We start from the raw sequence: 25,137 nt of genomic DNA on the forward strand, positions 1-25,137 counted from the left end.
AGGTTTAAGGAGTTTGATTCAGGTCAACAAGATGCATGTTTTCGCACCGCATGATTTTCCCGGGAAATGTCTGCACAATCGAATAATTATGGGTAGCCATTATCACCGCCGTACCTTTTCGTGAAATCGTATGCAACAACGCCACAATCTGCGATCCGGTTTCGGGATCTAAATTGCCCGTAGGTTCATCCGCCAAAATAAGAGGAGGCGAATTGAGCAATGCCCGTGCAATAACCACTCGTTGTTGCTCACCCCCCGAGAGTTCGTGCGGCATTTTATACGCTTTGTTCTGCATGCCCACCTGCACCAACACTTCGTGAATACGATCCTTAATCATGGATTTATTTTTCCATTCCGTGGCACGCAAAACAAATTCCAGATTTTTTTCTACCGATCGGTCGATGAGCAACTGAAAATCTTGAAAGACAATGCCGATTTTTCGCCTCAAATAAGGAACATTTTTCCGTTTGATCTTCTGCAAACAATAATCGAAAACCTGTGCATCGCCCGACTCGATGGGGATTTCGGCATACATACTCTTCAGCAGGGTACTCTTCCCCGACCCTACTTTCCCGATTACATAAAGAAAATCACCCCGGTTGACCGTGAGATTCACCTCGCGCAAAATCGTGTTTTCCTCTCTGTTGAGAACTACATCCGTATATTTTACAAGTAATTCTTCACTCATTATCATCATTTAATAAATTCTATCGTCAACGGGTACTTCCAATCTTCGCCATTGTTGACTTTAACCGCTGCGATTATAACAAATACGATATAAAGAATACCTACCACTACGGCCAACGGAATACCGATGATGGTAATACAAAGGATGGCCGTATAAATAATAAAACTGATAATGAAATTCATGATGTTTTTTCCGTGCTTGTCCACCTTTGGATTTACCTCTTTATTGGCAATCCACATGATAAGAGGAATAATAAACCCGATCAAAGGTGCCAGAAACCCCGCAAGCTGAGAAATGTGCATCAACGTAAGGTAGCTTTTTTCGTCCAATCCGAACAACGGCTTCTTAAACCCTCCCGAAGTATCGGATTTCTCCTCTTCGTTCAATATTTTTGCCTTTTCGCGTTCATATTCTTCCTCCGTAATGCTGCCTTTTTCTCTTAATTCGGCCAGAATTTTTAAATCTTCGTATTTCATAGCGACGTGTGTTTTAGGTTGTTAATTGTGAAATTTATTATTTGATATGCGGATTTTTTATTCATCAGGATGCGTTTAATCTTATTTTACGTATCGTTACAAAGATAACGTTTTTTTGGGTTTATTTCGATAATTGAGAAAGTAAATTGCTCCGACGGTAGCTATAAACGCACCCATTACATCGGCAACAAAATCACCCCATTCGGCACTACGTGAAGTAAACACAAATTGCTGCAGCAATTCGATCCCTGCCCCATAAATCACAGGAATGAAGAAACACCAAAAAATCCATTTGTTCCGATTCACATTCCCATTAAAAAGGCGATAATAATCGTAATAACAAACGCCGGACAACACAAAAAACATACCGGCATGAACCAGCTTATCCCACGGAAGCAACGGCGGTAAGTCCGGCACCTGTTCTGAACCCAAAATGCACGTTCCCAGAAAAATAATCACTCCTATCACTCCAGGAAGGAGCAAATGCCGCAAATATCGGTTTATTGACTGCCACTTTTTCATAAAACGCCGTAAAGATACAGAATATTCGAAGTCGTGAATACATTTTTAAAAACATATAACGAAAACATTCCTCTAATTTCACAAAAAATTCGTTTCTTTGCCAATTAAGAAAAAACGATTTTTCAACAAAACACCATTAACAATTCAAACGTGAAGCAAACCATTAAAATCAGGCAGATGAAAAAAACTTTTTTTACGGTTCTTATTTCCTTTATCTGGCTGTACCTTCCGGCACAGACTACACTGCAACCGAATAAAAATCAACGCTATTTCGACATCAATAAAAATATCGACATCTTCAACTCCGTATTGAAAGAATTGGACATGTTTTATGTCGACAGCATAAAAGTGGATAGTCTGATGCAGGGTACCATCCGAAACATGCTTTCCGGGCTCGATCCCTACACCGAATATTACTCCGAAGAAGATATGGACGATTTTCGATTCATGACTACCGGCGAATATGCAGGAATCGGAGCCGTAATCTCGTACAAAGACGGCCATGTAATCGTCAATGAACCCTACGAAGGACTACCTGCGGCAAAAGCCGGGTTGAAAGCCGGCGATATTATTCTGGAAATCGACGATAAAGATATGCGGAAAGCAACGGTTCAGGAGGTAAGCAATGCATTAAGAGGCATTCCGGGCACAACAGTCAAGGTGAAAATTCAGCGTCCCGGCGAAAAGAAGCCCCTCGTTGTGAAAATTGTTCGCGAAAAAATCACCATTCATCCCGTTACCTATGCCCATGTCGTAAACGGAAATATCGGGTATTTCCATTTCGGAAGCTTCACCGAAAACAGCGCCAAAGAAGTGAGAAAAACTTTTCTCGATCTAAAAAACAAGGGAGCCGAATCCCTTATCATCGACCTCAGAGGAAACGGCGGAGGCATTTTGGAAGAAGCCGTCAGCATCGTAAACATGTTTGTACCCAAAGGTCAGGAAGTGGTTTCCACCCGAGGAAAAGTTAAACAATGGGACCGCGTCTATCGCACCGACGAACAACCGCTCGATACACTGATCCCCATCACGGTGCTCATCGATACCGGATCGGCATCGGCTTCGGAAATCGTTGCCGGATCGCTTCAGGATTTGGACAGAGCCGTCATCATCGGAAACCGTTCCTACGGAAAAGGGTTGGTGCAAACCACCCGTGGTCTTCCTTATGGAGGCAGCATCAAACTCACGACTTCAAAATACTACATCCCCAGCGGAAGATGCATCCAAACCGTCGATTATTCGCACCGCAATCCCGATGGCAGTGTGGCGCGGGTACCCGACAGCCTTGCACGTGTTTTTTATACAAAAAACGGTCGTGAAGTACGCGAAGGTGGCGGCATCACACCCGACATCATTATCGAAGAAGAACAACTGGGGCGGATCTCCTACTACCTGGTAATGGGAAATATCATTTTCGACTATGTCACCGATTGGGCTTTAAAACATCCGACGATTGCTCCCCCCGACAAGTTTGCGTTCACCGATGCCGATTATGAATCCTTCAAGCAATTCGTAAAATCGAAAGATTTCAAATACGATCAGATGAGCGCAAAAACAATGCAGACCCTGAAAGAAGTCATGAAATTCGAGGGCTATATGGATGTAGCCGAAGAAGAATTTAAAGCGCTCGAAGCAAAGCTGGTTCCCGATTTGGATCGCGATCTCGAACTCTTCAAAGATGAGATCAAGGACTTGATCGCCAACGAAATCGTAAAACGGTATTACTATAAAAAAGGCGTACTCATCTACACCTTACAAAAAGATAATGTGTACCGCAAAGCCATCGAGGTACTCAGCGATGGCGATACCTATCGCCGTATTTTACAGCCGGCCAAGGATTCCTCATCCGGCAAAAAAGTGTAATACAGCATACATGCAATGGTTGCCTGCTCTCCGGATCTTCGGTTGTCTCTTCCTCTTTTCTATCGGACAATTTGCTGTTTCACAGGAGAGAAAGGTGAGTCTTTTATTTGCCGGCGATGCTATGCAACACCTGCCTCAAGTATACAGCGCAAAAACAGAAAACGGATACAATTACGATGCGTGTTTCCATCTGATTAAAGACAACATCGCTTCGGCCGATATTGCATGTGTCAACTTCGAAACCGTATTGGGCGGGAAACCTTACACGGGATACCCCACCTTCAGTTCTCCCGACGAGTTTGCATCCGCGTTGAAAAATGCGGGATTCGACATTTTCTTTCTAGCAAACAATCATGCAATGGATGGCGGACAAAAAGGTCTCGAGCGCACGATAAACGTGCTCGATTCGTTGCAGATAAAACATACGGGCACCTTCAAATCGCCGCACGAACGCACGTTTCGGTACCCGCTCATGCTGATCAAAAACGGAATCCGCATTGCTCTGCTGAATTATACCTATAAAACCAACGGAATACCGGTAAAAAAACCAAGCATGGTAAATTTTGCCGACACGTTTCTCATCAAAAAAGATCTCGAGATAGCCCGACTATACAAGCCCGACATTATTATCGCCAACATGCACTGGGGAGAGGAATACCTCACCTACCCCACGACGGAACAGCGAAAAATGGCTCAATTTCTGATCAATAACGGCGTACGGATTGTCGTCGGTCATCATCCCCACGTCGTGCAACCCGTATCCGTTTACCAGAAAGAAAATGAGCCGGCAAACGTGGTATATTACTCCCTCGGAAATTTTATTTCAAATCAACAACACCCCCATGCCGACGGAGGCATGATGGCCGAAATCGTTATCCATAAAACCTCGGATGAAGCTCCTGTCGAAATCCAATCGCATACCTATTCTTTTATTTGGGTACGGAAATACCGGGATGAGGAAAAAACGAACTATGTGCTCATACCGACAACCTTTTCCCCTAAAGCGATTACTCCTCCGGTCAGTAAAGAAGAGAAAGAAACCATGGAAAAGTTTGTTGAGCATGCCGAAAAAACCGTCCGGAAAACGGTCCCTTAGCGATTAATGGAGTCTTAACGATCATTAACCTTAACGACCATGATTCCTGTACATGATTCTTGCGAATTGCAATAATCGGCAAGCGTTTTTTCGTCGATTACCACCTTCCCTTCCGTACTCGAAGCATGAATGAACGTCAGTTTGTCTCCCTGACGATAAGCAAACACCACATGCGAAACATCAAGCCCTTCTGTAGAAGTCGTAAAAGCAATAATAGACATGTGGGGAATTTGAGGAACGGCTTTTGCAATTTCCTTTTTGGGGAGATAATAAAACCCGCCACGTTTGTTGATCGTATCCTCCATCGTTTTTATTTTCCACCACATGGCGTCATCGGTTTCCAACTGTCGGTAGGCATCGCGATGCGCAGACATAAAGTTGATTTTCCTGGTTTCTTTCACACCTCCCAAACACGCACTGATATTTTTCACCAAACCGCGCTTTTCATTTTCGTAAAACCAATCGGTCGTATAATGCAAACGCGAAGCATAGTCATCGATATTACCGTTCCGGTAACGCATTTTGCGCAATTCATCCATGAACTTGTCAAACGAAAGTTCGCCGGATTTGGCCGTCAACGACAAAGCAATGACATTTTCCATAAAAGTGACGCAATCCATTTCCCGCAAATTGATGACGAACGTCTCTCCCGGCGTCATTTCCAAGGTATGTGCCACATAAGGCGTTCCAAGAAAAAATTCAGCCGTTTTCTCCATTACTTTTTCCATCGGCTGATCGCAAAACGGCTCGATATACGATGCATATTTATCGAAAATTGCCTTGTCGTCCTTTGTATAAAGGGTTCCCTGTTGGGCAAAAGACAATACCGTCACAAAAAAAGACGCAAAAGTTAAAACAATCGGTTTCATTTTTTTATTGATTTTCAGGTGTTATAAAGTCAATTATCCGTTTATCCGTCATAAAAATCAATGCTCCGTTCCTGATCAACTCAATCCTTCGATTTGTCCGTTCACAATATCGATACGTTTGGCCTGAGGATCGGCAGGCAACCCCGGCATGCGTACCATTTCGCCGGCAAGTGCCACAATAAATTCCGCACCTTGATTGATAATAATATCATTGATTTTAAACCGGAAATTTTTGGCCACGCCATACGCTTTGGGATCGGCAGAGAAAGAAAATTGCGTTTTGGCAATACATACCGGCATTTTTTCAAGGTCAGTTCCTTCGATTTTTTTCAGTATTTTCATTGCTTTTTCTCCGAAAACCACATCGCGCGCACCATAAATGTTCACCGCAATTTTTTCGATTTTCTTATCGATGGTATCCTCATCATCGTAGGTAAATTTCAATTCGTGTGAAGGTTCGTTTTCAATAGCATCTACCACCATTTCGGCCAATTCCACCGCACCTTCTCCCCCTTTGTAAAAAGCTTCGTTAACAGCAAAGCGCACCCCCTTTCTGTTGCAATATTGCCGCACAAGATCGATTTCTTCTTCGCGATCGAAATCGTACTTGTTGAAAGCCACCACCACGGTCTGCCCGAACATTGCCAAATTATCCAGATGTTTCTCCAAATTTTGCAACCCGCTAATCAGTCCCTCCCGATCGGGTTCCTTAATTCTTGTTTCGGGAATCCCGCCGTGCATTTTCAATCCCTGAGAAGTAACCACGATAACAGTCAGTTTGGCTCGAATACCACTTTTACGGCATTTGATATTGAAAAATTTCTCGGCACCTAAATCCGCACCGAAACCAGCCTCCGTTACAACATAATCGCCATAGGTCATGGCCATTTTTGTTGCCAATACCGAATTGCAGCCGTGAGCGATATTGGCAAAAGGACCGCCGTGCACAAAAGCCGCCGTATTTTCGGTAGTCTGCACCAGATTGGGATGAATGGCATCTTTCATCAATACGGTTATCGCTCCGGCAACGCCCAAATCTTTCACGGTAAACGGATTACCGTCCATCGTGTAACCCAACAAAATATTTTCGATGCGACGGCGCAAGTCGCTCTCGTTCTCGGCCAGACAAAGAATAGCCATCAACTCCGATGCAGCCGTGATGTCGAATCCCGATTCCTGCGGAATGCCGTTGGCAGAACCGTTCAATCCGGTCACGATATGGCGCAGACTCCTGTCATTGACATCCAGCACTCGCTTCCACAACACTTCTTTGAGTTGCTTACCCGAACCCTGTACACGGTAAATGTAATTATCCAGCAACGCCGAAATCGTATTGTGAGCCGTAGTTACGGCATGAAAATCGCCCGTGAAATGCAGGTTGATATTTTCCATCGGAAGCACTTGTGCACGACCCCCTCCCGCTGCACCTCCTTTCATGCCGAACACGGGACCGAGCGAGGGTTCCCGTAAGGCAACAATGGCTTTTTTGCCGATTTTGTTCAACCCTAACGATAAACCGATAGAGGTAGTGGTTTTACCTACTCCCGCCTTTGTGGGCGTGATGGCGGTTACCAGGATCAGATTGCTTTTATTCACCTGCTCACTATCGATAAGCTGAAGCGGTATTTTAGCCATAAAAGGACCGTAATTGTGAACCTCATCTCGTGGAATCCCGATGCTTTCGGCTACATCTTTTACCTTTTTCAGTGGTGTTTCGCGTGCAATTTCAATATCCGATTTCATATTTCGTTTATTTATCCATAGGGTTGGTCAGCAAAATTACCGACAGGTACGTTGCGTACCTCACTTCTATTTTATGTTTTCTGTCTTCTCCAAAGGTTGCTGTTGCTGTTGCTTCTTCCTCTTCCGAACGGGTGAGAAAGCGACAAAATCGATGCCGTTGCTCTTCAGATTACAGAGAAGACTTCTCCTTCAATTTCGACTCCAATGCGATCAATTGATCCCGCAATTGCGCGGCTTCCAAAAATTCCAATCGTTTAGCTGCCGCCATCATGGCTTTGCGTGTCTTTTCGATGCGTTTTTCCAAATCCTCTCCCCCCTCATATTGAGCAGCCGGCTCAGCAGCAATCGCATAGTAATCCGGCTCAACATAAGCTTGAGCTTCGATTGTCGGCGCCATATGTTTGGCAAACGCCGACGATTTGGCTTTTTTGATTTGCTGCGGAGTGATACCGTGCTCTTCGTTATATTTCAACTGCTTTTCCCTTCGGCGATTGGTTTCGTCAATGGTAGTCTGCATACTCTCGGTAATCTTGTCGGCATAAAAAATAACCTTCCCGTTTACATTGCGTGCCGCACGCCCTGCCGTTTGCGTGAGGGAACGATGCGAACGCAAAAACCCCTCTTTATCGGCATCGAGAACAGCCACCAACGATACTTCCGGCAAATCCAATCCCTCACGAAGCAAATTCACCCCCACCAAAACATCGAAAACCCCGCTCCGCAAATCGTCCATAATTTTCACGCGCTCAAGCGTTTCCACATCCGAATGAATATAACTGCACCGAATACCGTGCTCCGAAAGATAATCGGTCAATTCCTCCGCCATGCGTTTGGTCAGCGTGGTCACCAGTACCCGCTCATCCTTTTCCACCCGCTGCTGAATCTCCTCCATGAGATCATCGATCTGGTTAAGACTGGGACGCACTTCGATCGGCGGATCGAGCAAGCCGGTAGGACGAATCAACTGATCCACGATAACTCCCTCCGATTTTTCCAGCTCATAGTCGGCCGGCGTAGCGCTCACAAAAATAATCTGCGGCGTAAGCGATTCGAATTCTTCAAACGTAAGCGGACGATTATCGATGGCGGCAGGCAACCGGAAACCGTATTCCACCAGGTTGAGCTTGCGCGAATGATCACCACCGTACATGGCACGAATCTGCGGAATGGTAACGTGACTTTCATCGATCACAGTAAGGTAATCCTTCGGAAAAAAATCCAACAGACAGAAAGGCCGCGTACCCGGAAGTCGCCCGTCGAAATAACGGGAATAATTTTCGATACCCGAACAGTAGCCGATCTCCTTAATCATTTCGATATCGTAGGTCACCCGCTCGTATAAACGTTTTGCTTCCAAGGGCTTACCAATGGAACGAAAGAACTCGACCTGCTTGCCGAGATCAATCTGTATTTCCTCTACAGCCCTGAAAATGCGTTCGCGTGTGGTTACAAACAGATTGGCAGGGAAAATCCGATACGCATCCAATCGTTCAATCGTCATTCCCGTGACCGGATCGACCGATTCGATACTTTCGATCTCGTCTCCCCAGAAAATCACGCGAATAAGGATATCGTCGTAGGCCAGAAAAACATCCACGGTATCGCCTTTCACCCGGAAATTACCCCGGCTGAATTCGGCTGTTTCGTTACGCGAGTACAAGATTTCCACCAGTTTGCGCAGAAACACATCGCGCACCAGTTTCTGTCCGACCTTAATATCGATGGTGGTTTTATTGAAATCCTCGGGATTACCGATGCCGTACAGGCACGAAACCGACGAAACCACAATCACATCCTTCCGGCCCGACAACAATGCCGACGTGGCCGACAGGCGCAGTTTTTCGATCTCGTCGTTGATGGAAAGATCCTTGGCTATATACGTATCGGTAGAAGGAATATAAGCTTCAGGCTGATAATAATCGTAATAGGAAACGTAATATTCGACCGCATTCTCGGGAAAAAAACTCTTAAACTCGCTATACAATTGCGCCGCCAGCGTTTTGTTGTGACTGATCACCAACGTCGGTTTATTCACCTGCGCAATCACGTTGGCTATGGTAAACGTTTTCCCCGAACCGGTAACCCCCAACAAGGTCTGATAAGGCACATTGTCGCGAATTCCCTCTACCAGTGCCTTTATGGCTTCAGGTTGATCCCCTGTAGGTTTATATTGTGAAGTTAACTTAAAATCCATACCCTTACAACAAATTCATCACGATAATAGTTCATGTTCTTCTCTTTCGACCGGTTTGAGCCTCTTGCCGTCAACGCAAATTCATCGCGTCCGTCGTTCAGCTTTTCACCTTTCCGCCCCATAAGGTTTCGTTTCGTATATGCTGACGACACGCCCCTCGCCGTCCATTTCGATATGTCCGATATATCCCGAAACCGTTCGGGTTGCCCCCTCTTCACCGCCATATTGCTTTACCAACGGTACATTTACCCGAACCCTGTCGTCCGGTGTTTTCTCATATTGCAGCGCCTCGAGATTGGGAATAAATCGTACTGCGGAATCCGGATTTTTGGCTTTCGCCAATTGCAACCCCTTCAAGATATTGTCGCGAGAGTCTGTCCCTTTGTTGAAAAACCGATACACCTTGGGAGCCAAATATTCGGCCAACTTGTTGTAATCCTTATCCGATAATGCCCCATAAAAGCCTTCGATTACGCCCTTTATTTTATCCGACTCCTCGGTCAATACCGGATACGACTGGAACAGCATTTCGAATCGCTTCTGCGCTTCATGATAATAATTTCCCGGCAATTCGCCACTCTCCACCGCCACCATGTACTCTGAATAACGCTGCGCCGTATTGGCCGTATAAGCATCAATCCACATTAACGAGTCTAAACGGTTGCTGACCAACGGCCGATAAGGACTGTCGGGGTATTGCCGAAGAAACTCGCGACAATCGGCAATGTCCTCCGAAGTTTTCACCTTTTCCCAAGCCGAGGCTTCACGGTCTTTCAGCGCCTTCATTTCCGCCTCGGCATTGGCAACATATTTCCCGTTGGGATAGGCATTCATATACGCCAGATAGGCATTGACGGTATGCGCACTTGCCGCTTCCTCCCACATCAGCTGTTCCCGGGTTTGCCGTTCAGCATATTGCTTATAAACAAAAGAAAAAGCAACCGAAACACCTATCGCGAAAACACATCCCAAAACAATCCCCTTTCTTTTTCCGCGCTTGGGATGGCGCGAGAGAGAGTCGGCCTGAGTATTCGAAAAAGAAAGCGCTTCATCAACCTCGACAACCTCCTTTCCGGCAGCGGGTTGCGAGGCATTTTCCGCGAAATTCAGTTGCCCCGGCATTTCCACTTCATATTCGTTCCGGATCTTTTTTTCGCATTCATCGCAAAACAACGCCTCTTCCGATTTATTTTTGCCGCACAACGGACACAAACTCGACATAATCTCCCCTTTTTATATAAACTGCATCGCTATATACAAAGATAAAAAAAGTAACGCACAACAAGATAAATTCCCCATCGTTTTTGCGATAAAAAGCAAAATTCGTACTTTTGAACCTCGGATAAAACAAGACGCAACATGATTGAGATTATTCCTGCCACGACCGACAATATTCCCGATATTCAAAAAATTTCGGCAGTCGCATGGCCACACACGTTCAAAGACATCCTTTCCGAAAAGCAAATCGCCTATATGATGCATTGGATGTACAGCGACGAAAGTTTGCGGGAACAAATGGAGAAACAACATCACCGGTATGTGTTGGCAAAAGAAGGCGAAGAATTTGCGGCTTACCTTTCGTATGAACCTAATTGCGAAAACACGGGAAAAACGAAGATTCATAAGATTTATATTCTCCCCTCACATCAGCGAAAAGGAATCGGAAAACGGCTGTTCGACTTTGTTTTGTCGCAAGCCCGCGAAAACGGAGAAAAAGCTGTTTACCTGAATGTCAACAAGAACAACCGGAATGCCATCGCCTTCTACCAACGGATGGGATTTTATCGCGCCGGAGAAGAAGTAAACGACATTGGCAACGGTTTCGTCATGGATGATTATGTTTACGAAAAACCGCTCGATCATGAATAGGCGTATCGACAGAAAAGGGCGTCTCGCAACACGAACAGGCATCGTTCACTATAACTAACCGTATCAAACATGAACAGGTATTTTCACGGCCGAATCCAATCTTTTCGCTTCGCTTTCAGGGGATTGCGCACGCTGTTTAGAGAAACGCCAAATGCACGCATTGAGTTGGTCATGGCCCTGTTGGCCGTTGCATTGGGTTTTTTGTTGCATATTTCCGCGACGGAATGGTTGGCCATTTGCATCGTAATCGGGATGGTGCCGGCGTGTGAAGCCTTGAACACCGCCATCGAAAGGCTGTCGGATTATGTATCTCAACATCAAAAACATCCGATAATCAGGAAAGTGAAAGACGTGGCAGCCGCAGGAGTTTTAATAGCCGCCATAGCCGCGCTGGCAGTCGGAATATTGATTTTCCTCCCCAAACTCGTCGCCCTACTGTAACCGCCGCTCGTCATCCTTGCTGAAACGGTGCCGGACTCCCATATCTGCCTTCGTTTTCGTTCATATATTCTTCCCCTGTCCTTGCTTAAACGAATCCGAACATCCGAATTTGACCGGGACATATGAGGTAAAAACCCTTAAAATAACGCCCTTACACCTGCAGCATACTCATTCCATACGCTCGATGCACAAGATTTTTTATTCGAATTAAAGATACTTATAACAGCAGCAAGTTTACTTCATGCGTTTTCCGCGTACCCGATTCGTGTATCTTTTCGAACGTAAAACAGCAGCCTGTCCGCTTCAGGCATTTTCTGCATCTTTTCGCACGTAAAAACCGGAGAATATTCGCACTTTGTTCGCTTCTTCTTCGCTTCTTCTTCGCTATTTGTTCGCTCCAAGGCAGGGACAACAGCTCCGGATTCCGCAGCTTGATGATACGTGAAACCCGCATCCTCACTACATAAACCGCACGATTGTCATGCGGACTCGGCGCAACCCTGATGCAAGCATGGAGCGAGGATGGTACGGAGAAGGTACGGAGAAGGTGCGGAGAAGGTGGGGTTTGTTTTGCACTTGCCGGTTGACTCTACCGAAAAATCATTCCGTAAAAATATTTGTTTTAAAATACGAAATTTTTTACCTTTGCACTTCGAAAAATTGTCCTATGGTGTAATGGTAGCACAACAGATTCTGGATCTGTTTGTCTTGGTTCGAATCCAGGTAGGACAGCAACCCTTACAAATAACTGCTTAATATTTAGGCAGTTATTTTTTTATAAAAGACAATTAAGTTATTGTGGCCTTGATTTTTATTTTCGCTCGCTTGGAAATACTTTAATTTTCGTGTACTTTTGTTGTATGTATTACAGACGTAAAGTTATATTGGCTTTATTACAGCTTTTTGATGGAGAGTTAAATAAAATCAGTCTTCAGAAATTGCTTTTCCTGTTCTCGCATCGGCAAGTGAAAGCAGAATATGATTTTGTTCCCTATAAGTATGGATGTTATTCTTTTTCGGCAAACGCCGATTTGTCGGTAATGGTAAAAGGAGGAATATTATCGGAAACCCCTACTTCCTTTGTAATAAATGAACGTGCTGATTATGTGCAAGCATTGAAGAAAGATGACCGGAAACTGATGCAGGAAATAAAACAACAGTTTGGGAAAATGAACGTAAATGCGCTGATGAGGTATACTTACCTTCATTTTCCTTATTGGGCGATAAACAGTAAAAAAGCAAAGGAAATATTATCGGCGGAAGAGATCCAAAAAGTTAACGAGAGTGAACCCAGTAGTAAAAAAATTGCCCTTTTTACCATTGGTTATCAAGGGATTTCTTTGGAAAAATATTTGAATCGTTTGATCAAAAACAACATTAAGGTATTAGTGGATGTGCGATACAATCCCGTAAGTATGAAGTATGGTTTTAGCAAAAGTCAGTTACACTATTATTGCGAAAATCTGGATATCCGATATGTTCATTTTCCCGAAGTAGGTATTGCGTCGGCGCAACGCAGAACGTTAAATACCCAGGAAGATTATGACAAGTTGTTTGCTTCCTACAAGCAGAACAATTTAACCAAAACCGTAACCACACAAATGCAAATATTCAACTTGCTAAAACAGTACAAACGCATTGCATTGACCTGTTTTGAAGCCAATATTTGGCAATGTCACCGTAAATATTTGGCAGAAGCCATTGAAAAATTACCCGGTTTTGAATACGAAATCAAACATTTGTAAAGATGGCCCTGACAAAAGTTTTAGTTACCGTGAAAACATACCCTACCCTTTCCTGCAAATATGAAGAATTGGTTTGTACTGCCGGATTTCGCGAAGACGGCTCTTGGGTTAGAATTTATCCGATTCAGTTTCGCAAAAAATCATACGACCAACAATACAAAAAATACGATTGGATAGAAATTGATCTTAGATTTTGCAAAGAAAAAAGATTTGTATTTTTATTTAGGAACGTCTCAGATCTATCATTTCAATTCATATAATCCATTTATGATTATTGGAACATTTCACCCTCCCTTCGATAGTCAACTATCTTTTTTCTGATTCTGATTTAAGGATATCCCAATCGGCTTGTAACTCTTCGGTTGAGGGTAAATTACAGGAAAATGCAACTTGTAAGGATTTCTTACAAGTTCAAACCGAAGGCTCCCGTAAAGTCGAAAAACTATTATCCAATGCAGGAAGCGTCAGTCATCGGCAAGTTATAGACAAAGCTAAAGACGAATTTCGCAAATACCGGCTCAAAACGTTGTCTCCGGTAGAAAAAGCCAATTTTGAAAGTATCAAAGCTGTTCTGAAAAAAAATTGAGAAGGGAGAAAAAGAAAATGAGTAAAATCGATGAACTGATCGCGCAATATTAACCCAATGGCGTGGAATACATGCCCTGATACCCGTATGAAAGCATTTGGAACACCCGAAAATAAATAAAAACAATAAAATTGAAGTCAACAACTATTTAAGTGGACTCAAAAATTGGAAATCAAAATATAATTATATATTTTTGTGAATCATGTAATTTTTTTCAATTGGTGTAAAAACATACAAATAAAATATAATTCTTTTTACTCTGCAAAAGACATGAAAAAATTCACTCTTTTTTTAACGTTGATCTCTTTTCTTTTTGTGGCTTCCTGCTCCGATAAAGAAGATGAGGAATTGATTACACCGAAATCTTCCGTTGAAATTAAAGGGAAAGTGGAGAAGGGTCCTTTCGTTAAAGGATCGGAAGTCAAACTCTACGAGCTCGACAACTCGCTCAAACAGACGGGTGTAAATTACACGACACGAATAATAAGCGATGGAGGCGATTTCGATTTTGGCGAATTGGAGGTATCTTCTTCTTATGTTTTGTTGACTGCCGACGGATACTATTTTAACGAAGTGAGAGGTGAGCTCTCTGAAGGACAACTCTCGCTCGATGCACTCGTGGATGTGTCGAAGCAGCAGGATATCAATGTAAATATTTTGACACACCTTAAAAAAGAGCGTATTCTCACGTTGATCAAAGAGGGAAAATCTTTCAAGGATGCAAACAGACAGGCTCAGCAGGAGTTACTCACCTGCTTTGCTTTACAAGAGTATGCCGATAAAGATGCGAGTACCTATTCGATAACGGCCGGCACCGATGAGGCAGCTGCGTTAATTGTAATTTCATCAATTGTATTGGAGGACAGATCGGATGCGGAGGTTACGGAATATCTTATGAGGTTGAGTGAAGAATTTAAAAACACCGGAACTTTTTCCGATGAAGTCAAGGCTGAAATACGGGAAAAGAGCATGCAATTATCTTTTGAATCGATTGAAGATCATATCATCGAACGATATAGCGAGCTTGGTAAAACCATAGAAGTAAAAGACTTGAGTTATTATGTGGACTGGGATGGCGATGGCATTGCCGGCAATGAATTGGGCGATCCTGATCAGGAAAGAATATTGCGTTTCGAAACCGATACGCTGCATGTAGCTGCTGCCGGAGGAAGATATGAAGTGAAGATAGAGACCAATATTCCTTTTTCAGACCACCTTCCTCCCACTCTCAGAATACCGGGAACTATTATTGTAGATAGTAGAGATTTATTTAAAATCGGGAATATTAAATGTACCGCATCTATTGAGAGCGACCGTCTTATATTGAATGTTGAACCGGCAGAATCAAGAATAATGAACGATACCACTTTCACTATTTACAGTATGGATGGCAAAACTTCTTCCCAACTGGTTCTTGTGCAGGAGGGAGATCCCAATAAACCGTTGGAACTGACTCAACGGGGAGAAGATATTTTGGCAACTTTCTGTTCTAAAGGAAGGGATGCAATGAATGATTTTCATATTCTCGATGCTTTATACACCCAACTTTTTTCCTATGGTTCGAAAACTGATTGGAAACCGATATATGAACATCAAGTAAACGGAACTAATTTTCTAGTTTCCGCTACTTGGGCAAAAAGTTATCAAGCAATTGCAGCATTACGTCAGTTGAAAAATGCTTTTCAGTCTGAACCGTTATTGTATACTTCTTTTGCCGTACTGGAATCGATGTTTTATTACGAAATGGCCGTTTGGTGGGGTAATGTGGTATATGTAAGTCCTGAGGTGAGTGATGATATAACTATTTCCCTTCCTCAGATGAAGATAGATGAACTTTTTGCCCTTTTGGAAAGTGATCTTCGAAAAGGAATTCAATTGTTACCTGCCGACAATATATCTTTTGACGCCATGCAGGCTTCCTCTTACTTATTTTATTCGAACACTGTACCCAAGACAATTTTGGCAAAAATGTACATGTATCTTGGAAAATACGACAAGGCATATCCTTTGTTGACGCAAATTATTCAAAGCGGCAAGTATACCCTCAGCAATTCGAGAACGAATGCCTTATCTTTAACGAGTAAAGAAATTATCTATGCATTCAAACAAGATCCGCAAAGCGATTATAGTCGCTATATCGAATCGACGGATATTGTTCCGACTCTTTTATATTCCGAGGTCGTCATGTTGGCCGCAGAATGTGCTTATCGTCTTGGCAATAATGGCAAAGCAGTAAATTATTACAATAAGATGGCTGAAAGCAGAGGAGCTGCCACCATCTCCTCCACAACGGATTTCATGTCCGCCATGTTATCGTTGTGGAAAAACGAATTAAAAGGGACGGGCACTTATTTTGCTTTTCTCAAACGCAATAATTTGGCCGAAGAAGTATTGAATATTCCTGCTTACAAACAGTTGTTGCCGATTCCGGAAAGTGAATTGATGCGGAATCCTTATTTGGTACAAAATCCGGAATATTAACGGGAGAAGTAAATGCAGCATCGGCAAAGTACAGATGTGCTCACTACCGAAAAGGTGAGCATATGCGATTATGATCCATTGGAAGCCATAATGAAGATAATGATGACAAAATACATTGTGACAATGGACGAGGTAATTTTTTGTGTTTATCTTATACTCAAAGAAGAATAATCAAATCGATAGAACCCAAATAAAACGGTTATATTTCAAAATGGAATGTTCTTTCTACCTGACAAGCAGCTATATTACTTCTCCAGCAAACGTGATGGATATCTCCAAAATTTTCCCAAAAGGGAACTTGCATGATAAAGCAATAACCAATAAAACAAAATATAATCAAATTGCAAATTATACCTAACAAAACCCTTTTAGCAGATATTTTTTCGTCTGACATATCTCATTTTGGGTAATAAAAAAATTAACTATGGTTTGGAATAAAGACACAAAACAAATACATAACATGCAATTATTGAAAATTAATGGATATTTGGGATAAGAAAAAACGATCAGAAGTAATGTCGAAGATTCGCTCAAAGAATACCAAGCCAGAGATGACATTACGCAAAGCACTCTTTGCTAGGGGGTTCCGTTTTCGTGTGAATGATAAAAGATTTCCCGGAAAACCCGATATAGTTTTGCCAAAATATAAAACGGTGATTTTTGTGCATGGATGTTTCTGGCATAGACATGAAGATTGTCAATATGCCTATATTCCAAAAACTAATACTGATTTTTGGGTTGACAAAATAAATTCAAATGTCGAAAGGGATAAAAAGAATGCTGAAAAATTAAGTGTACTTGGCTGGAATGTCTTGACAGTTTGGGAATGTGATATACGACACACATACAAAAATGATATATCACCACTAATCGATTCAATTGTAAATAAGATACTTGAAAACCATTCGAGAGAAACTTAAATGAAGTTTTGAGTGGATCAGGAAAATGAAAAATCGAAGGATTCGGATGTTCTTATATATATAAGATTTTAATCAATCGTAAAACCGTGTTTTTTCAATATTTCAAGATTCTTCCTGCAACCCCATGCATATCTGTCGTTTAGCGGGTATTTACCGTTAACAATATCATTCATCACTTTCCATTGCCAGTCTTTAAGAATACGCCGGCGTTTATCCCATTCAACCATTTTCTTTACCAATTCAATGGTAATTCCATGATCGGAGTCCGCTTTTTCAGCATCTGTATCTGGCTCTTTTGTTGAATCCGTGAGTTCATCAGCCTCAGAAAGCAAATCAATATTGTGTTCACAAACTATTTCATAAATAATCATTGCTTTTTTGCGATTAATATCTGAAATTTCCCGATTGTATTTTACAGCGTTTGCCATATCAAAGCTTGCGAATGACTGCTGATTTATAGAAAGAAATCCACTATCCTTACCCCATTGTTCTATTTTTTTCCAAAGTGCATAAGGTATTGAGCGTAATAATGAAATTTCATAGTTCTTTTGTAAGGTATTCTCGTCAATATCATCGGCAATAGATTTTCTTTTCAGCAATTGTTCTTCCGTCGCGAAATCAGCTTTTATACTTTCACTATCCAAAATCCAACTTTGTTTTTTTACAGTTTCCCAGCATTCTTCCTTTTTTGCCCATTCAATATAATGTGAACTTGGTGAATTCTGCAAAATAAAATCATTTAGCTGTTTCATCAACGAGTAAAGAACAGCAGCCAATTCTTCAGAAATGCTCTGATTTTTCCAGATTTTTTCCAAACTCAATTTGTAATCAGTTAGATACCCTAATAATGCGATAGCATATGGAACGACAGCATTACGCATTTCGCCAATATTATTTGGCTTTATACCATACAATCTTTCCGCTTCACGAAATAATATGAATTTTGCAATTACATCTTCAAAATATACACCTGTAACTTTCTTTGGAAGGTTTTTGGCAATAAATTGTGCATAATTTTTTTCATTACCACGCACAACCACGTTCGGGCCAATCACCAATTTTTTACCTTCGTAGACTTCGTTATAGGAATTGACAAATTTAGCCAGATCCGTCTTCTTAAACATTTGTTTCCTTGGGTATTTTAAATCAAATTGTTTTTGACGGGCTTTTGTAAAACCATCGCGTAAACGCAAATTTCTATACTGCCCGTTAGCCCGTTCAAAGAACCAAATTGTAGGAATAGGATTTTTTACTGAAACAGGTGAAAATGACCGTCGGGAAATTTTTTCCAATTCAATGAGGATTTCATTATTTGCTGAAAAGTCAGCATCATTTACTTTATTTTGAGTGTTGGCATATTTTGAAATCTCTGATACAATTGTATTGTATGATTCGATTTTTTTTATAACTGATATTTTCATCTGGACGAAAATATTCGAAATGTCAGCTTTATCCTTATCCCATGTATGATAGATTGAAGCAGTTGTTTGACCTCCATTCACAATTTGCAGGTTGCTGATTTTATTTATATAACGTCCCGTTTCATCCAATTCAATATAATCTGCTGTTGCAGCAATACCGTTGTTGTACGCCAGAAACATATGAGGCAATTCATTGATGGTTCTACGGATACCTTTATTTATTTTTCCGGTAAATTGGAGAAATGACCTTACGTTTTGCTCCAATAACCGTGATCCAAATTGTTTATACAGCATAGCCAATCCTTGCCCCGGCATTATAGCAATATAAGATTCGTAATCTATATTTTCCATCGGCGCTTTCAAACAGGGAATCAGGATGTTCATTTCTTCAAAATCCAATTCGATAGGTATATGGGACTTTTCAGATATAGTATAAAGCCGGTTTATATCAAAAACGTTATAGTAAATATCCTGGCCTGCTACTTTTCCCTGTTTGGGAATCTCTCCATTGTAAATTCCATTTGTCAAGATAATTGCCTTAACACGCACAAGCATTTCTCTTAATTCGGATAGCTGAGCCAAATCATGAGCAAACTGAAAAACCGGCGAGGTTTCTTCTATTTCTTTCGAATAGTCATTGTAAAACGCTTTGCGAAAAAAATTAGTAACGCGCTTTGCAGCACGATCTATTTCATCCTTTGAAATACGACCTGGAGTGTCGCTGTTTTGAAAAATAGAAATGAACAAACATACTTCCTCATAATTGTCTGAAATGCTATACCCGTTAATTTTATGCTGTTTTTTTGTACCCAGCTCTTTTTCATCATAAGCTGGCGTTGCGTTTTCGGTTTCCCCCGCTTCCGCAAGTATTTCAATAGCTATTTGTGTAAAAAGCTGTTCTTGTGTTTCTCCTTCTTCCGAGGTGCTTTGCATTGCACGAATATCCTGCAATAGCAAGGTGTAATATTTTTCTATTTCATTCATATAGATTCAATTGTATTCAAAACTGACATTTCATCAACTAAATAGTCATTGCAATGAGAAAGGATAATAGAATACCTTACATCGCCCACTCCGTTACGAATTTCTTTTTCCTTGATACGAGGAAATTCACCATCTATTCTGTAATAATTTTCATTACGAATTTGATAACATCTTTCATCGTACAAATAGGCATGTTTTTCAAAATAGCCGGCTTCTAAAAGTTTTTTATTGAAAATATTTAAAAACATAATATCATTTTTCAGTGACTCACGAATTAAATTTATCTTGAAATTCAAATTTTCTCCGTTTTTCTTTGCTACTTCAACAGATAAGTGAAACAAAAACAGGTTTTTCAGCATTGTTTCATCCAATTGTCTTTCGTTGTTTATATTAACTTTCTGGTGGTTATTCCCTGAGGTAGTTTTAACTTCTACAGCCCAATCATTATACTGAAAATCCCTTATCCCTTTTTCTGTACCTACCCATGAATTGAGGGCAAGAATAATATTCTGTTTGGCGATAAGCTTCTGTAAAAAATGCAATTCTCCATAAAGTCCCTGCTGTTCATAAAAGGTCAGTCCATCTCCTTTCATTTTTTCGAAAAGACTTTGCCACTTTTCGAGTTGATTTAAAATTGTTTGCACAACTTGTTTTTCTGAATGTAAAGTTATTACGGACTGCACCATATTTTCGCACATTACCGCAAAAACGTCACGGTTTTCATATTGCAAAAGTTTAATTATAAGCATATTATTTTTGAAGAAGGAAGTGTCAGGCTGCAGTGATACTTGTAAATCTCGTAAATTGGAAAATGATAAAATATCTACGTAAATATCTTTACTGAACGATAGAGCAATTCCACAGTATTTTTCAGGATTTTGAAAAATTCCATAAATATGTAATTCAGTTTCACTTGTATAAAGTCGCTTCAATAATCCTGTTTCATTTGTTTGCTCTATATTCGACCATATATCCAATATATTATTCATCATCTTCCAAATTATCGTTATTTTCCTCAAAATCAACTTCAGATTGATAATATTCATTTGTCAATGCTGTATTGATTGCATATTCAACTGTATGTTCCAAATTACTTTTAGGAAAAACGATAGCGAGGCCAATTATCACATCATCTTCAGCATTGAAAATTATTTTTTCAGGAATTGGTTCGCTTGTTTTGCCTTTTTTCGGGTTTGCTCCAAGTGGATCCAATGGATAAATAATCAATAAGGGATTGTTCACACCTCTGAATTTTTCTCTTACAATCTTTGGCTTGGGATATGGTTTTTCCCAATCCTTATCTTGTAAAGATATTTGCAAAGCCTTTTTCAAATCGTCTGGATCAATATCAATTAATTCATCGGTCGGACTAACTATATGATTTTTTTTGATAATATATGTATCTGTATCTCCTGCTGTATTACGAGTAAAACATCCAACTGCAATCTGACTTGATAATTCAAATCTTTTTACAGCAGTGGTTTTGTTCATTAATGCAACCCGCCACGATTGAAGTTCATTATTTTGATTAAGTTTGCGAATGTAATTGCTGATTAAAGTTAAATTAACTTTATTTAGTTCAGGAGCAACTTTAAATTCAGAAAAGAATTTGAAAATATCTCCAGGCGAAACATCTACCCAAAGATAATTCATGTTTAACTTTGTAAAGGAATTGCCTAATTTTGATAAAAATGTTTTTGTAGTATTCAAATTTTTGTGAATGATATCTTTATCTGTAGGCAATTTATATGTTTCGACTAAACTTCCAGACCATGAAACTTTAATTTTGTCTACATTACGCATTTTTGTTATTGCTGTAACTTGCAATTGCCCCGGATGTGTACGAACTTTTAAGGCATATTTTTCGGGTGTGGCTTTAGCAGTCCACATTAAATCAAATTCTTCACGCAAATCCTCACTTGCCATTGAAATATGCCTAAACCACTCGTTCAACTCGCTGCTTGTGAATAAACGGCATAAATCAACATATCCAGGCCTATATCCAAACCAGCGTCCCATTTGCATCAATGTATCATACATCTTTGAAGCGCGTAAAAAGTAACTTACAGATAATCCTTCCAAGGTTAATCCTCGTGAAAGTTTGTCTCCTCCAATAGCTATTACTGAAATACCATTTTTATCATTTTCATAATATTCCAAAGCATCATCAGACATACCATTTATAGACATCACTTTTATTTTCTGAACAGCTCCGTACAAACATGGTTTTATCTCTTCCCATGAATGTATTTCCATTTTGTTGTCTATATCTTTAAATGAAGAATTAAGAATATTTTTGGTTGTTGTACAATATGAGATATAATCGTTGGTATCTATTTCAAAAACATTCCTAAATTGTTCAAGGATATCTCTGTCTTCTTGTTCAATACCACGTTTATAATAATTGAATAATTTTTCAACCAAATCTTTCAGTGAATTTTGCCACTTCAAATAACGCGTAACATGTATAAGCATTGAATTGTGCTTGTTTCCCTGCCCACGTGCAATTCGGATAGCACAAGTAACGATAAAACACTTTATAGCAGTTTTTAACGATTCAGGCAATTCTGTTGGAGTTGGATCATTCTTTTTATGTCTATCAGGAAAATATTTACCGTAATCATCAATTTTTCGAACAACAGGTAACAAATCATCATTATTTTCATCAGCTTCAAATGAAATACCAAAAATTTTTTCTGGACCTATATAATTACTAGGTGCAGGCAAGTTTATTATAAAATCTCTTGGAAATAAATCATCCTTTTCAAGTGGAATAAATATATTTGCAAATGGCGTAGCAGTATAACCAACATATGCAAAACGATAAAAATGATTGGTAATTTTCCGAATCCAGCCATTTATCGCAGTTGGTGATTCATTAGCTTTATTTGTATTGATCGAAGCAATATCTGCTTCATCATCAATTATTAAAAGTGATTTGTTTATAATTTTCTTTTCACCATTAATTTCTCGACATTGTGAGAGAAGCCAAGTGTTAAGTCGTCTCAGAACAGTAGAATTTTTCTTTACTACTAGTAATAAAGGATTTTCTATGTCAAAACTAATACCCAAACTGTCTGCTAAAGATTTTTTAAAATCAGACTTAATCGTTGTAATTGAAATGGCAGTGTTATTATTATCCATCACTCCAACACCAATTCTGTTTGTCCCATTTGTTTGCCAAGCCCGCTCGTGTTGTGTATCAAAGCCTAAAAAATCCTCGTCAAGACGATGTTGAGTTTGACTTCTGAGGTTATTATGCATACCTGCCAAAACAATAATAAGATTAAACCCAGCATCTGCTGCCTTGCAAATCAATCCCGTGTAGTTAGCAGTTTTTCCAGATTGCACTTGGCCGACAACCAATCCTTTTTTATCGATACCTTTTATGTTTCGGATTGTCGGATCAAATAATTTGTCTAAAATGTCATCCGTTAATCTGTTAATTTCATCAATTACTTTCGGCGCAAAGTTTTTTTTATTCTGCAAATAGGCAACGTATCTATTCCAAAATTTCCAAGTATCTTTTTTCCTTGTTGCCTTGAAGTTGATCAACCATGGAATATTTCTCTCATTGTCAAAAAGCATTTTGTATTCTTCCTGACGAACATTATAAAGTTTCATTAACTCAATATGAAGTTGTTCCCTATTAAATGAAGCAAATAATGGCATAGTCAAACACTGCTCAATAGCATTGTCTATTTCTTCATCAGTAACACTCGATTTTTCACCAATTATTGCCCTGCAGATATTTAATGCTTTATCAATCATAATCTTCTATTGATTCAATAAGTTCTGGAAAAAAATTAAAAGGTTCCATATTGGCAAGAAGAATTTTAATCTGTTCAGAATTTTTCCCGCTTTCCTTTTGAGCTTTATAAATTTGGCTGATCATAATTTTAACTATTTCGATATTAGAGGATTCAAATGGTTCAAAAGTTCCGACATCTTCAGATTCCCTGATAAAAATTGATTTAGCTGGCACAGTTTCTTCAATAAAACGCAAAAGATATTCAATGGCTTTATCGGGCTCTAATTTCGCCAAATGTTTTAATTCAGTAATCATTAAATGATTTCTATTAATGACAAATGACAATTTTTTCCCTTGTTTCTTTTCAAGCCAAAAAGGCTGAAACTCTTGCTGGTTTTTTTTTGTTAATATTTTGCCTCGATGCCTGAAAACTTCAACTCCCCGATTACGTACAGTTTTTGCATAGGATTTAATCTGATCCCGATATTCAAAAGGAGGACGTGCGGTTGATTTTTTTATGTCAATTTGCCAATCTGAATCCAAAGAATTCGGCAGGTCAATTTGTATTCTTACTAATTTATAATGCTCTTCTTTCCGAAATAAACCCAGCCAATCACCTGCCAACATTAACCGTTTCCCCCTATAAACGTAGAAACCCTGCTGATTTGACCAGCCATTTATGCCTTCAGCATATTTGTGGATTTCTTTTGAGATATGGCTTTTATGTGGTAAAACATATCCTTTCATTACAGCTTGACCTATATGTTCTTCCGGAAATGCCTGTGTAGCCGGTTCATCAAGCAAAAATGGATTCCAAGGATTTATTTCATGACCCCAACAATAAATTTTTACGATTTTTTCTCCTATAAAGCGATGAAAAGTCATCGCAAGATGCTGTTTAACTTTGTCCATTTGAGCTAAAAACCTTTCTTTGGCAATTTCATTTGATGTCAAGGTATCAGGAGAAACAATTCTATCCAATTTATCCCAGACAACCACTGTCCCGGATTCTTTATTATTCAATAAATTCACAAATTCATCCGGAATAGGATAACGGACTAACTCCCATTTCCCCGTTTTGTTAACATAATCTAAATCCCAGATCCAATAAATTGGAGAATATCCTTTTTTTTTACTTAGTACAATCAGCTTTCGACATTGCGAAAAAGAGGCAGTTTTTAATCCTAAACCAAAACGGCCCAAATCATTATCGCTTCGGTCATTTAATGGATGTTTTGCTCCAGGGCGCATTGCTTGAATAAGTTCTTCATTATTCATACCACATCCATCATCCAAAATAGTTATGAAAGATTTTCCTCCTCTCCATTCGGAATTGAAGAATATGTTTTTCGCAAAAGCAGAAATTGAGTTATCAATAATATCAGCAATAGCTGTTTCCAAATTATAGCCAATTGCTCGGAATGTTTCTATCATAGAGGACGCATATGGCTCCGCTGAGGTTGTTTCAATGTTAATATAATCCATTGT

21 protein-coding genes and 1 tRNA gene are annotated in these 25,137 nt (G+C 40.1%); 10 read left to right on the forward strand and 12 right to left on the reverse strand.

The window, feature by feature from the left end:
• Positions 1-4: 4 nt before the first annotated feature.
• The 3 genes from OLM34_RS05330 to OLM34_RS05340 all read right to left on the reverse strand — a co-directional run bounded on the left by OLM34_RS05330 (position 5) and on the right by OLM34_RS05340 (position 1,686).
• Positions 5-688 carry a cell division ATP-binding protein FtsE gene (locus OLM34_RS05330; protein ID WP_264405734.1) on the reverse strand — a complete coding sequence of 228 codons (684 nt, stop codon included), beginning with the start codon at positions 686-688 and terminating at the stop codon, positions 5-7.
• 5 nt (positions 689-693) lie between these two features.
• Positions 694-1,164 (reverse strand): magnetosome magnetite crystal formation protein family, encoded by a 471-nt coding sequence (locus OLM34_RS05335; protein ID WP_264405735.1) that lies wholly within the window; start codon positions 1,162-1,164, stop codon positions 694-696.
• Between the two features lie 96 nt (positions 1,165-1,260).
• Complete coding sequence (locus OLM34_RS05340; protein ID WP_264405737.1) at positions 1,261-1,686, reverse strand: VanZ family protein; 426 nt, start codon at positions 1,684-1,686, stop codon at positions 1,261-1,263.
• 177 nt (positions 1,687-1,863) lie between these two features.
• On the opposite strand from OLM34_RS05340, the gene OLM34_RS05345 reads away from it, so the two are divergent.
• Together OLM34_RS05345 and OLM34_RS05350 are read left to right on the forward strand one after the other, a co-directional pair.
• On the forward strand, positions 1,864-3,549 hold the full coding sequence (locus tag OLM34_RS05345; RefSeq protein ID WP_264405738.1) for a S41 family peptidase: 1,686 nt from the start codon (positions 1,864-1,866) through the stop codon (positions 3,547-3,549).
• Between the two features lie 94 nt (positions 3,550-3,643).
• On the forward strand, positions 3,644-4,645 hold the full coding sequence (locus OLM34_RS05350; RefSeq protein ID WP_264405739.1) for a CapA family protein: 1,002 nt from the start codon (positions 3,644-3,646) through the stop codon (positions 4,643-4,645).
• Between the two features lie 14 nt (positions 4,646-4,659).
• On the opposite strand, the gene OLM34_RS05355 is transcribed toward OLM34_RS05350, so the two are convergent.
• The 5 genes from OLM34_RS05355 to OLM34_RS05375 all read right to left on the reverse strand — a co-directional run bounded on the left by OLM34_RS05355 (position 4,660) and on the right by OLM34_RS05375 (position 10,672).
• The gene (locus OLM34_RS05355) at positions 4,660-5,514 is read right to left on the reverse strand and encodes a DUF1460 domain-containing protein (protein WP_264405740.1); all 855 of its coding nucleotides are present in this window, start codon (positions 5,512-5,514) and stop codon (positions 4,660-4,662) included.
• A gap of 75 nt (positions 5,515-5,589) precedes the next feature.
• Positions 5,590-7,257, reverse strand: coding sequence for a formate--tetrahydrofolate ligase (locus OLM34_RS05360; protein WP_264405741.1), 1,668 nt, complete (start codon positions 7,255-7,257; stop codon positions 5,590-5,592).
• A gap of 169 nt (positions 7,258-7,426) precedes the next feature.
• Positions 7,427-9,451: an excinuclease ABC subunit UvrB gene (gene uvrB / locus OLM34_RS05365; protein ID WP_264405742.1), complete on the reverse strand. Its 2,025-nt coding sequence runs from the start codon at positions 9,449-9,451 to the stop codon at positions 7,427-7,429.
• Positions 9,436-9,573 carry a hypothetical protein gene (locus OLM34_RS05370; RefSeq protein ID WP_264405743.1) on the reverse strand — a complete coding sequence of 46 codons (138 nt, stop codon included), beginning with the start codon at positions 9,571-9,573 and terminating at the stop codon, positions 9,436-9,438. Before OLM34_RS05370 ends, uvrB begins: the two co-directional genes overlap by 16 nt.
• On the reverse strand, positions 9,557-10,672 hold the full coding sequence (locus tag OLM34_RS05375; protein ID WP_264405744.1) for a hypothetical protein: 1,116 nt from the start codon (positions 10,670-10,672) through the stop codon (positions 9,557-9,559). Before OLM34_RS05375 ends, OLM34_RS05370 begins: the two co-directional genes overlap by 17 nt.
• Positions 10,673-10,810: 138 nt before the next feature.
• On the opposite strand from OLM34_RS05375, the gene OLM34_RS05380 reads away from it, so the two are divergent.
• The 8 genes from OLM34_RS05380 to OLM34_RS05415 all read left to right on the forward strand — a co-directional run bounded on the left by OLM34_RS05380 (position 10,811) and on the right by OLM34_RS05415 (position 17,493).
• Positions 10,811-11,320 (forward strand): GNAT family N-acetyltransferase, encoded by a 510-nt coding sequence (locus OLM34_RS05380; RefSeq protein ID WP_264405745.1) that lies wholly within the window; start codon positions 10,811-10,813, stop codon positions 11,318-11,320.
• Between the two features lie 69 nt (positions 11,321-11,389).
• Positions 11,390-11,761: a diacylglycerol kinase family protein gene (locus OLM34_RS05385; protein ID WP_264405746.1), complete on the forward strand. Its 372-nt coding sequence runs from the start codon at positions 11,390-11,392 to the stop codon at positions 11,759-11,761.
• A 661-nt stretch (positions 11,762-12,422) separates the two neighbouring features.
• Positions 12,423-12,493 (forward strand) — tRNA-Gln (locus tag OLM34_RS05390).
• A 128-nt stretch (positions 12,494-12,621) separates the two neighbouring features.
• Positions 12,622-13,506, forward strand: coding sequence for a DUF488 domain-containing protein (locus OLM34_RS05395; protein WP_264405747.1), 885 nt, complete (start codon positions 12,622-12,624; stop codon positions 13,504-13,506).
• A 274-nt stretch (positions 13,507-13,780) separates the two neighbouring features.
• On the forward strand, positions 13,781-14,092 hold the full coding sequence (locus tag OLM34_RS05400) for a hypothetical protein (protein WP_264405748.1): 312 nt from the start codon (positions 13,781-13,783) through the stop codon (positions 14,090-14,092).
• A 270-nt stretch (positions 14,093-14,362) separates the two neighbouring features.
• Complete coding sequence (locus tag OLM34_RS05405; protein WP_264405749.1) at positions 14,363-16,573, forward strand: RagB/SusD family nutrient uptake outer membrane protein; 2,211 nt, start codon at positions 14,363-14,365, stop codon at positions 16,571-16,573.
• Between the two features lie 12 nt (positions 16,574-16,585).
• Positions 16,586-16,744 (forward strand): hypothetical protein, encoded by a 159-nt coding sequence (locus OLM34_RS05410; protein ID WP_264405750.1) that lies wholly within the window; start codon positions 16,586-16,588, stop codon positions 16,742-16,744.
• Positions 16,745-17,052: 308 nt separating this feature from the next.
• A complete protein-coding gene (locus OLM34_RS05415; protein ID WP_264405751.1) occupies positions 17,053-17,493 on the forward strand; it encodes a very short patch repair endonuclease in 441 nt (146 codons plus the stop codon).
• Between the two features lie 68 nt (positions 17,494-17,561).
• Here the strand turns inward: OLM34_RS05415 and OLM34_RS05420 are convergent, their stop codons facing one another.
• Genes OLM34_RS05420 through OLM34_RS05435 form a run of 4 tightly spaced genes read right to left on the reverse strand, consistent with a single transcriptional unit; the run spans position 17,562 to position 25,134 of the window.
• Complete coding sequence (locus OLM34_RS05420; protein WP_264405752.1) at positions 17,562-19,898, reverse strand: AIPR family protein; 2,337 nt, start codon at positions 19,896-19,898, stop codon at positions 17,562-17,564.
• Positions 19,895-20,890: a PD-(D/E)XK motif protein gene (locus tag OLM34_RS05425; RefSeq protein ID WP_264405753.1), complete on the reverse strand. Its 996-nt coding sequence runs from the start codon at positions 20,888-20,890 to the stop codon at positions 19,895-19,897. The genes OLM34_RS05420 and OLM34_RS05425 overlap by 4 nt, the downstream gene beginning before the upstream one ends.
• Entirely contained in the window at positions 20,880-23,669 is a 2,790-nt protein-coding gene (locus OLM34_RS05430) for a Z1 domain-containing protein (RefSeq protein WP_264405754.1), read from the reverse strand. The genes OLM34_RS05425 and OLM34_RS05430 overlap by 11 nt, the downstream gene beginning before the upstream one ends.
• Positions 23,662-25,134: an ATP-binding protein gene (locus OLM34_RS05435; protein ID WP_264405755.1), complete on the reverse strand. Its 1,473-nt coding sequence runs from the start codon at positions 25,132-25,134 to the stop codon at positions 23,662-23,664. The genes OLM34_RS05430 and OLM34_RS05435 overlap by 8 nt, the downstream gene beginning before the upstream one ends.
• Between the last annotated feature and the right edge of the window lie 3 nt (positions 25,135-25,137).

It is taken from the genome of Anaerorudis cellulosivorans, from assembly GCF_025943985.1.
Lineage (GTDB): Bacteria > Bacteroidota > Bacteroidia > Bacteroidales > Dysgonomonadaceae > Anaerorudis > Anaerorudis cellulosivorans.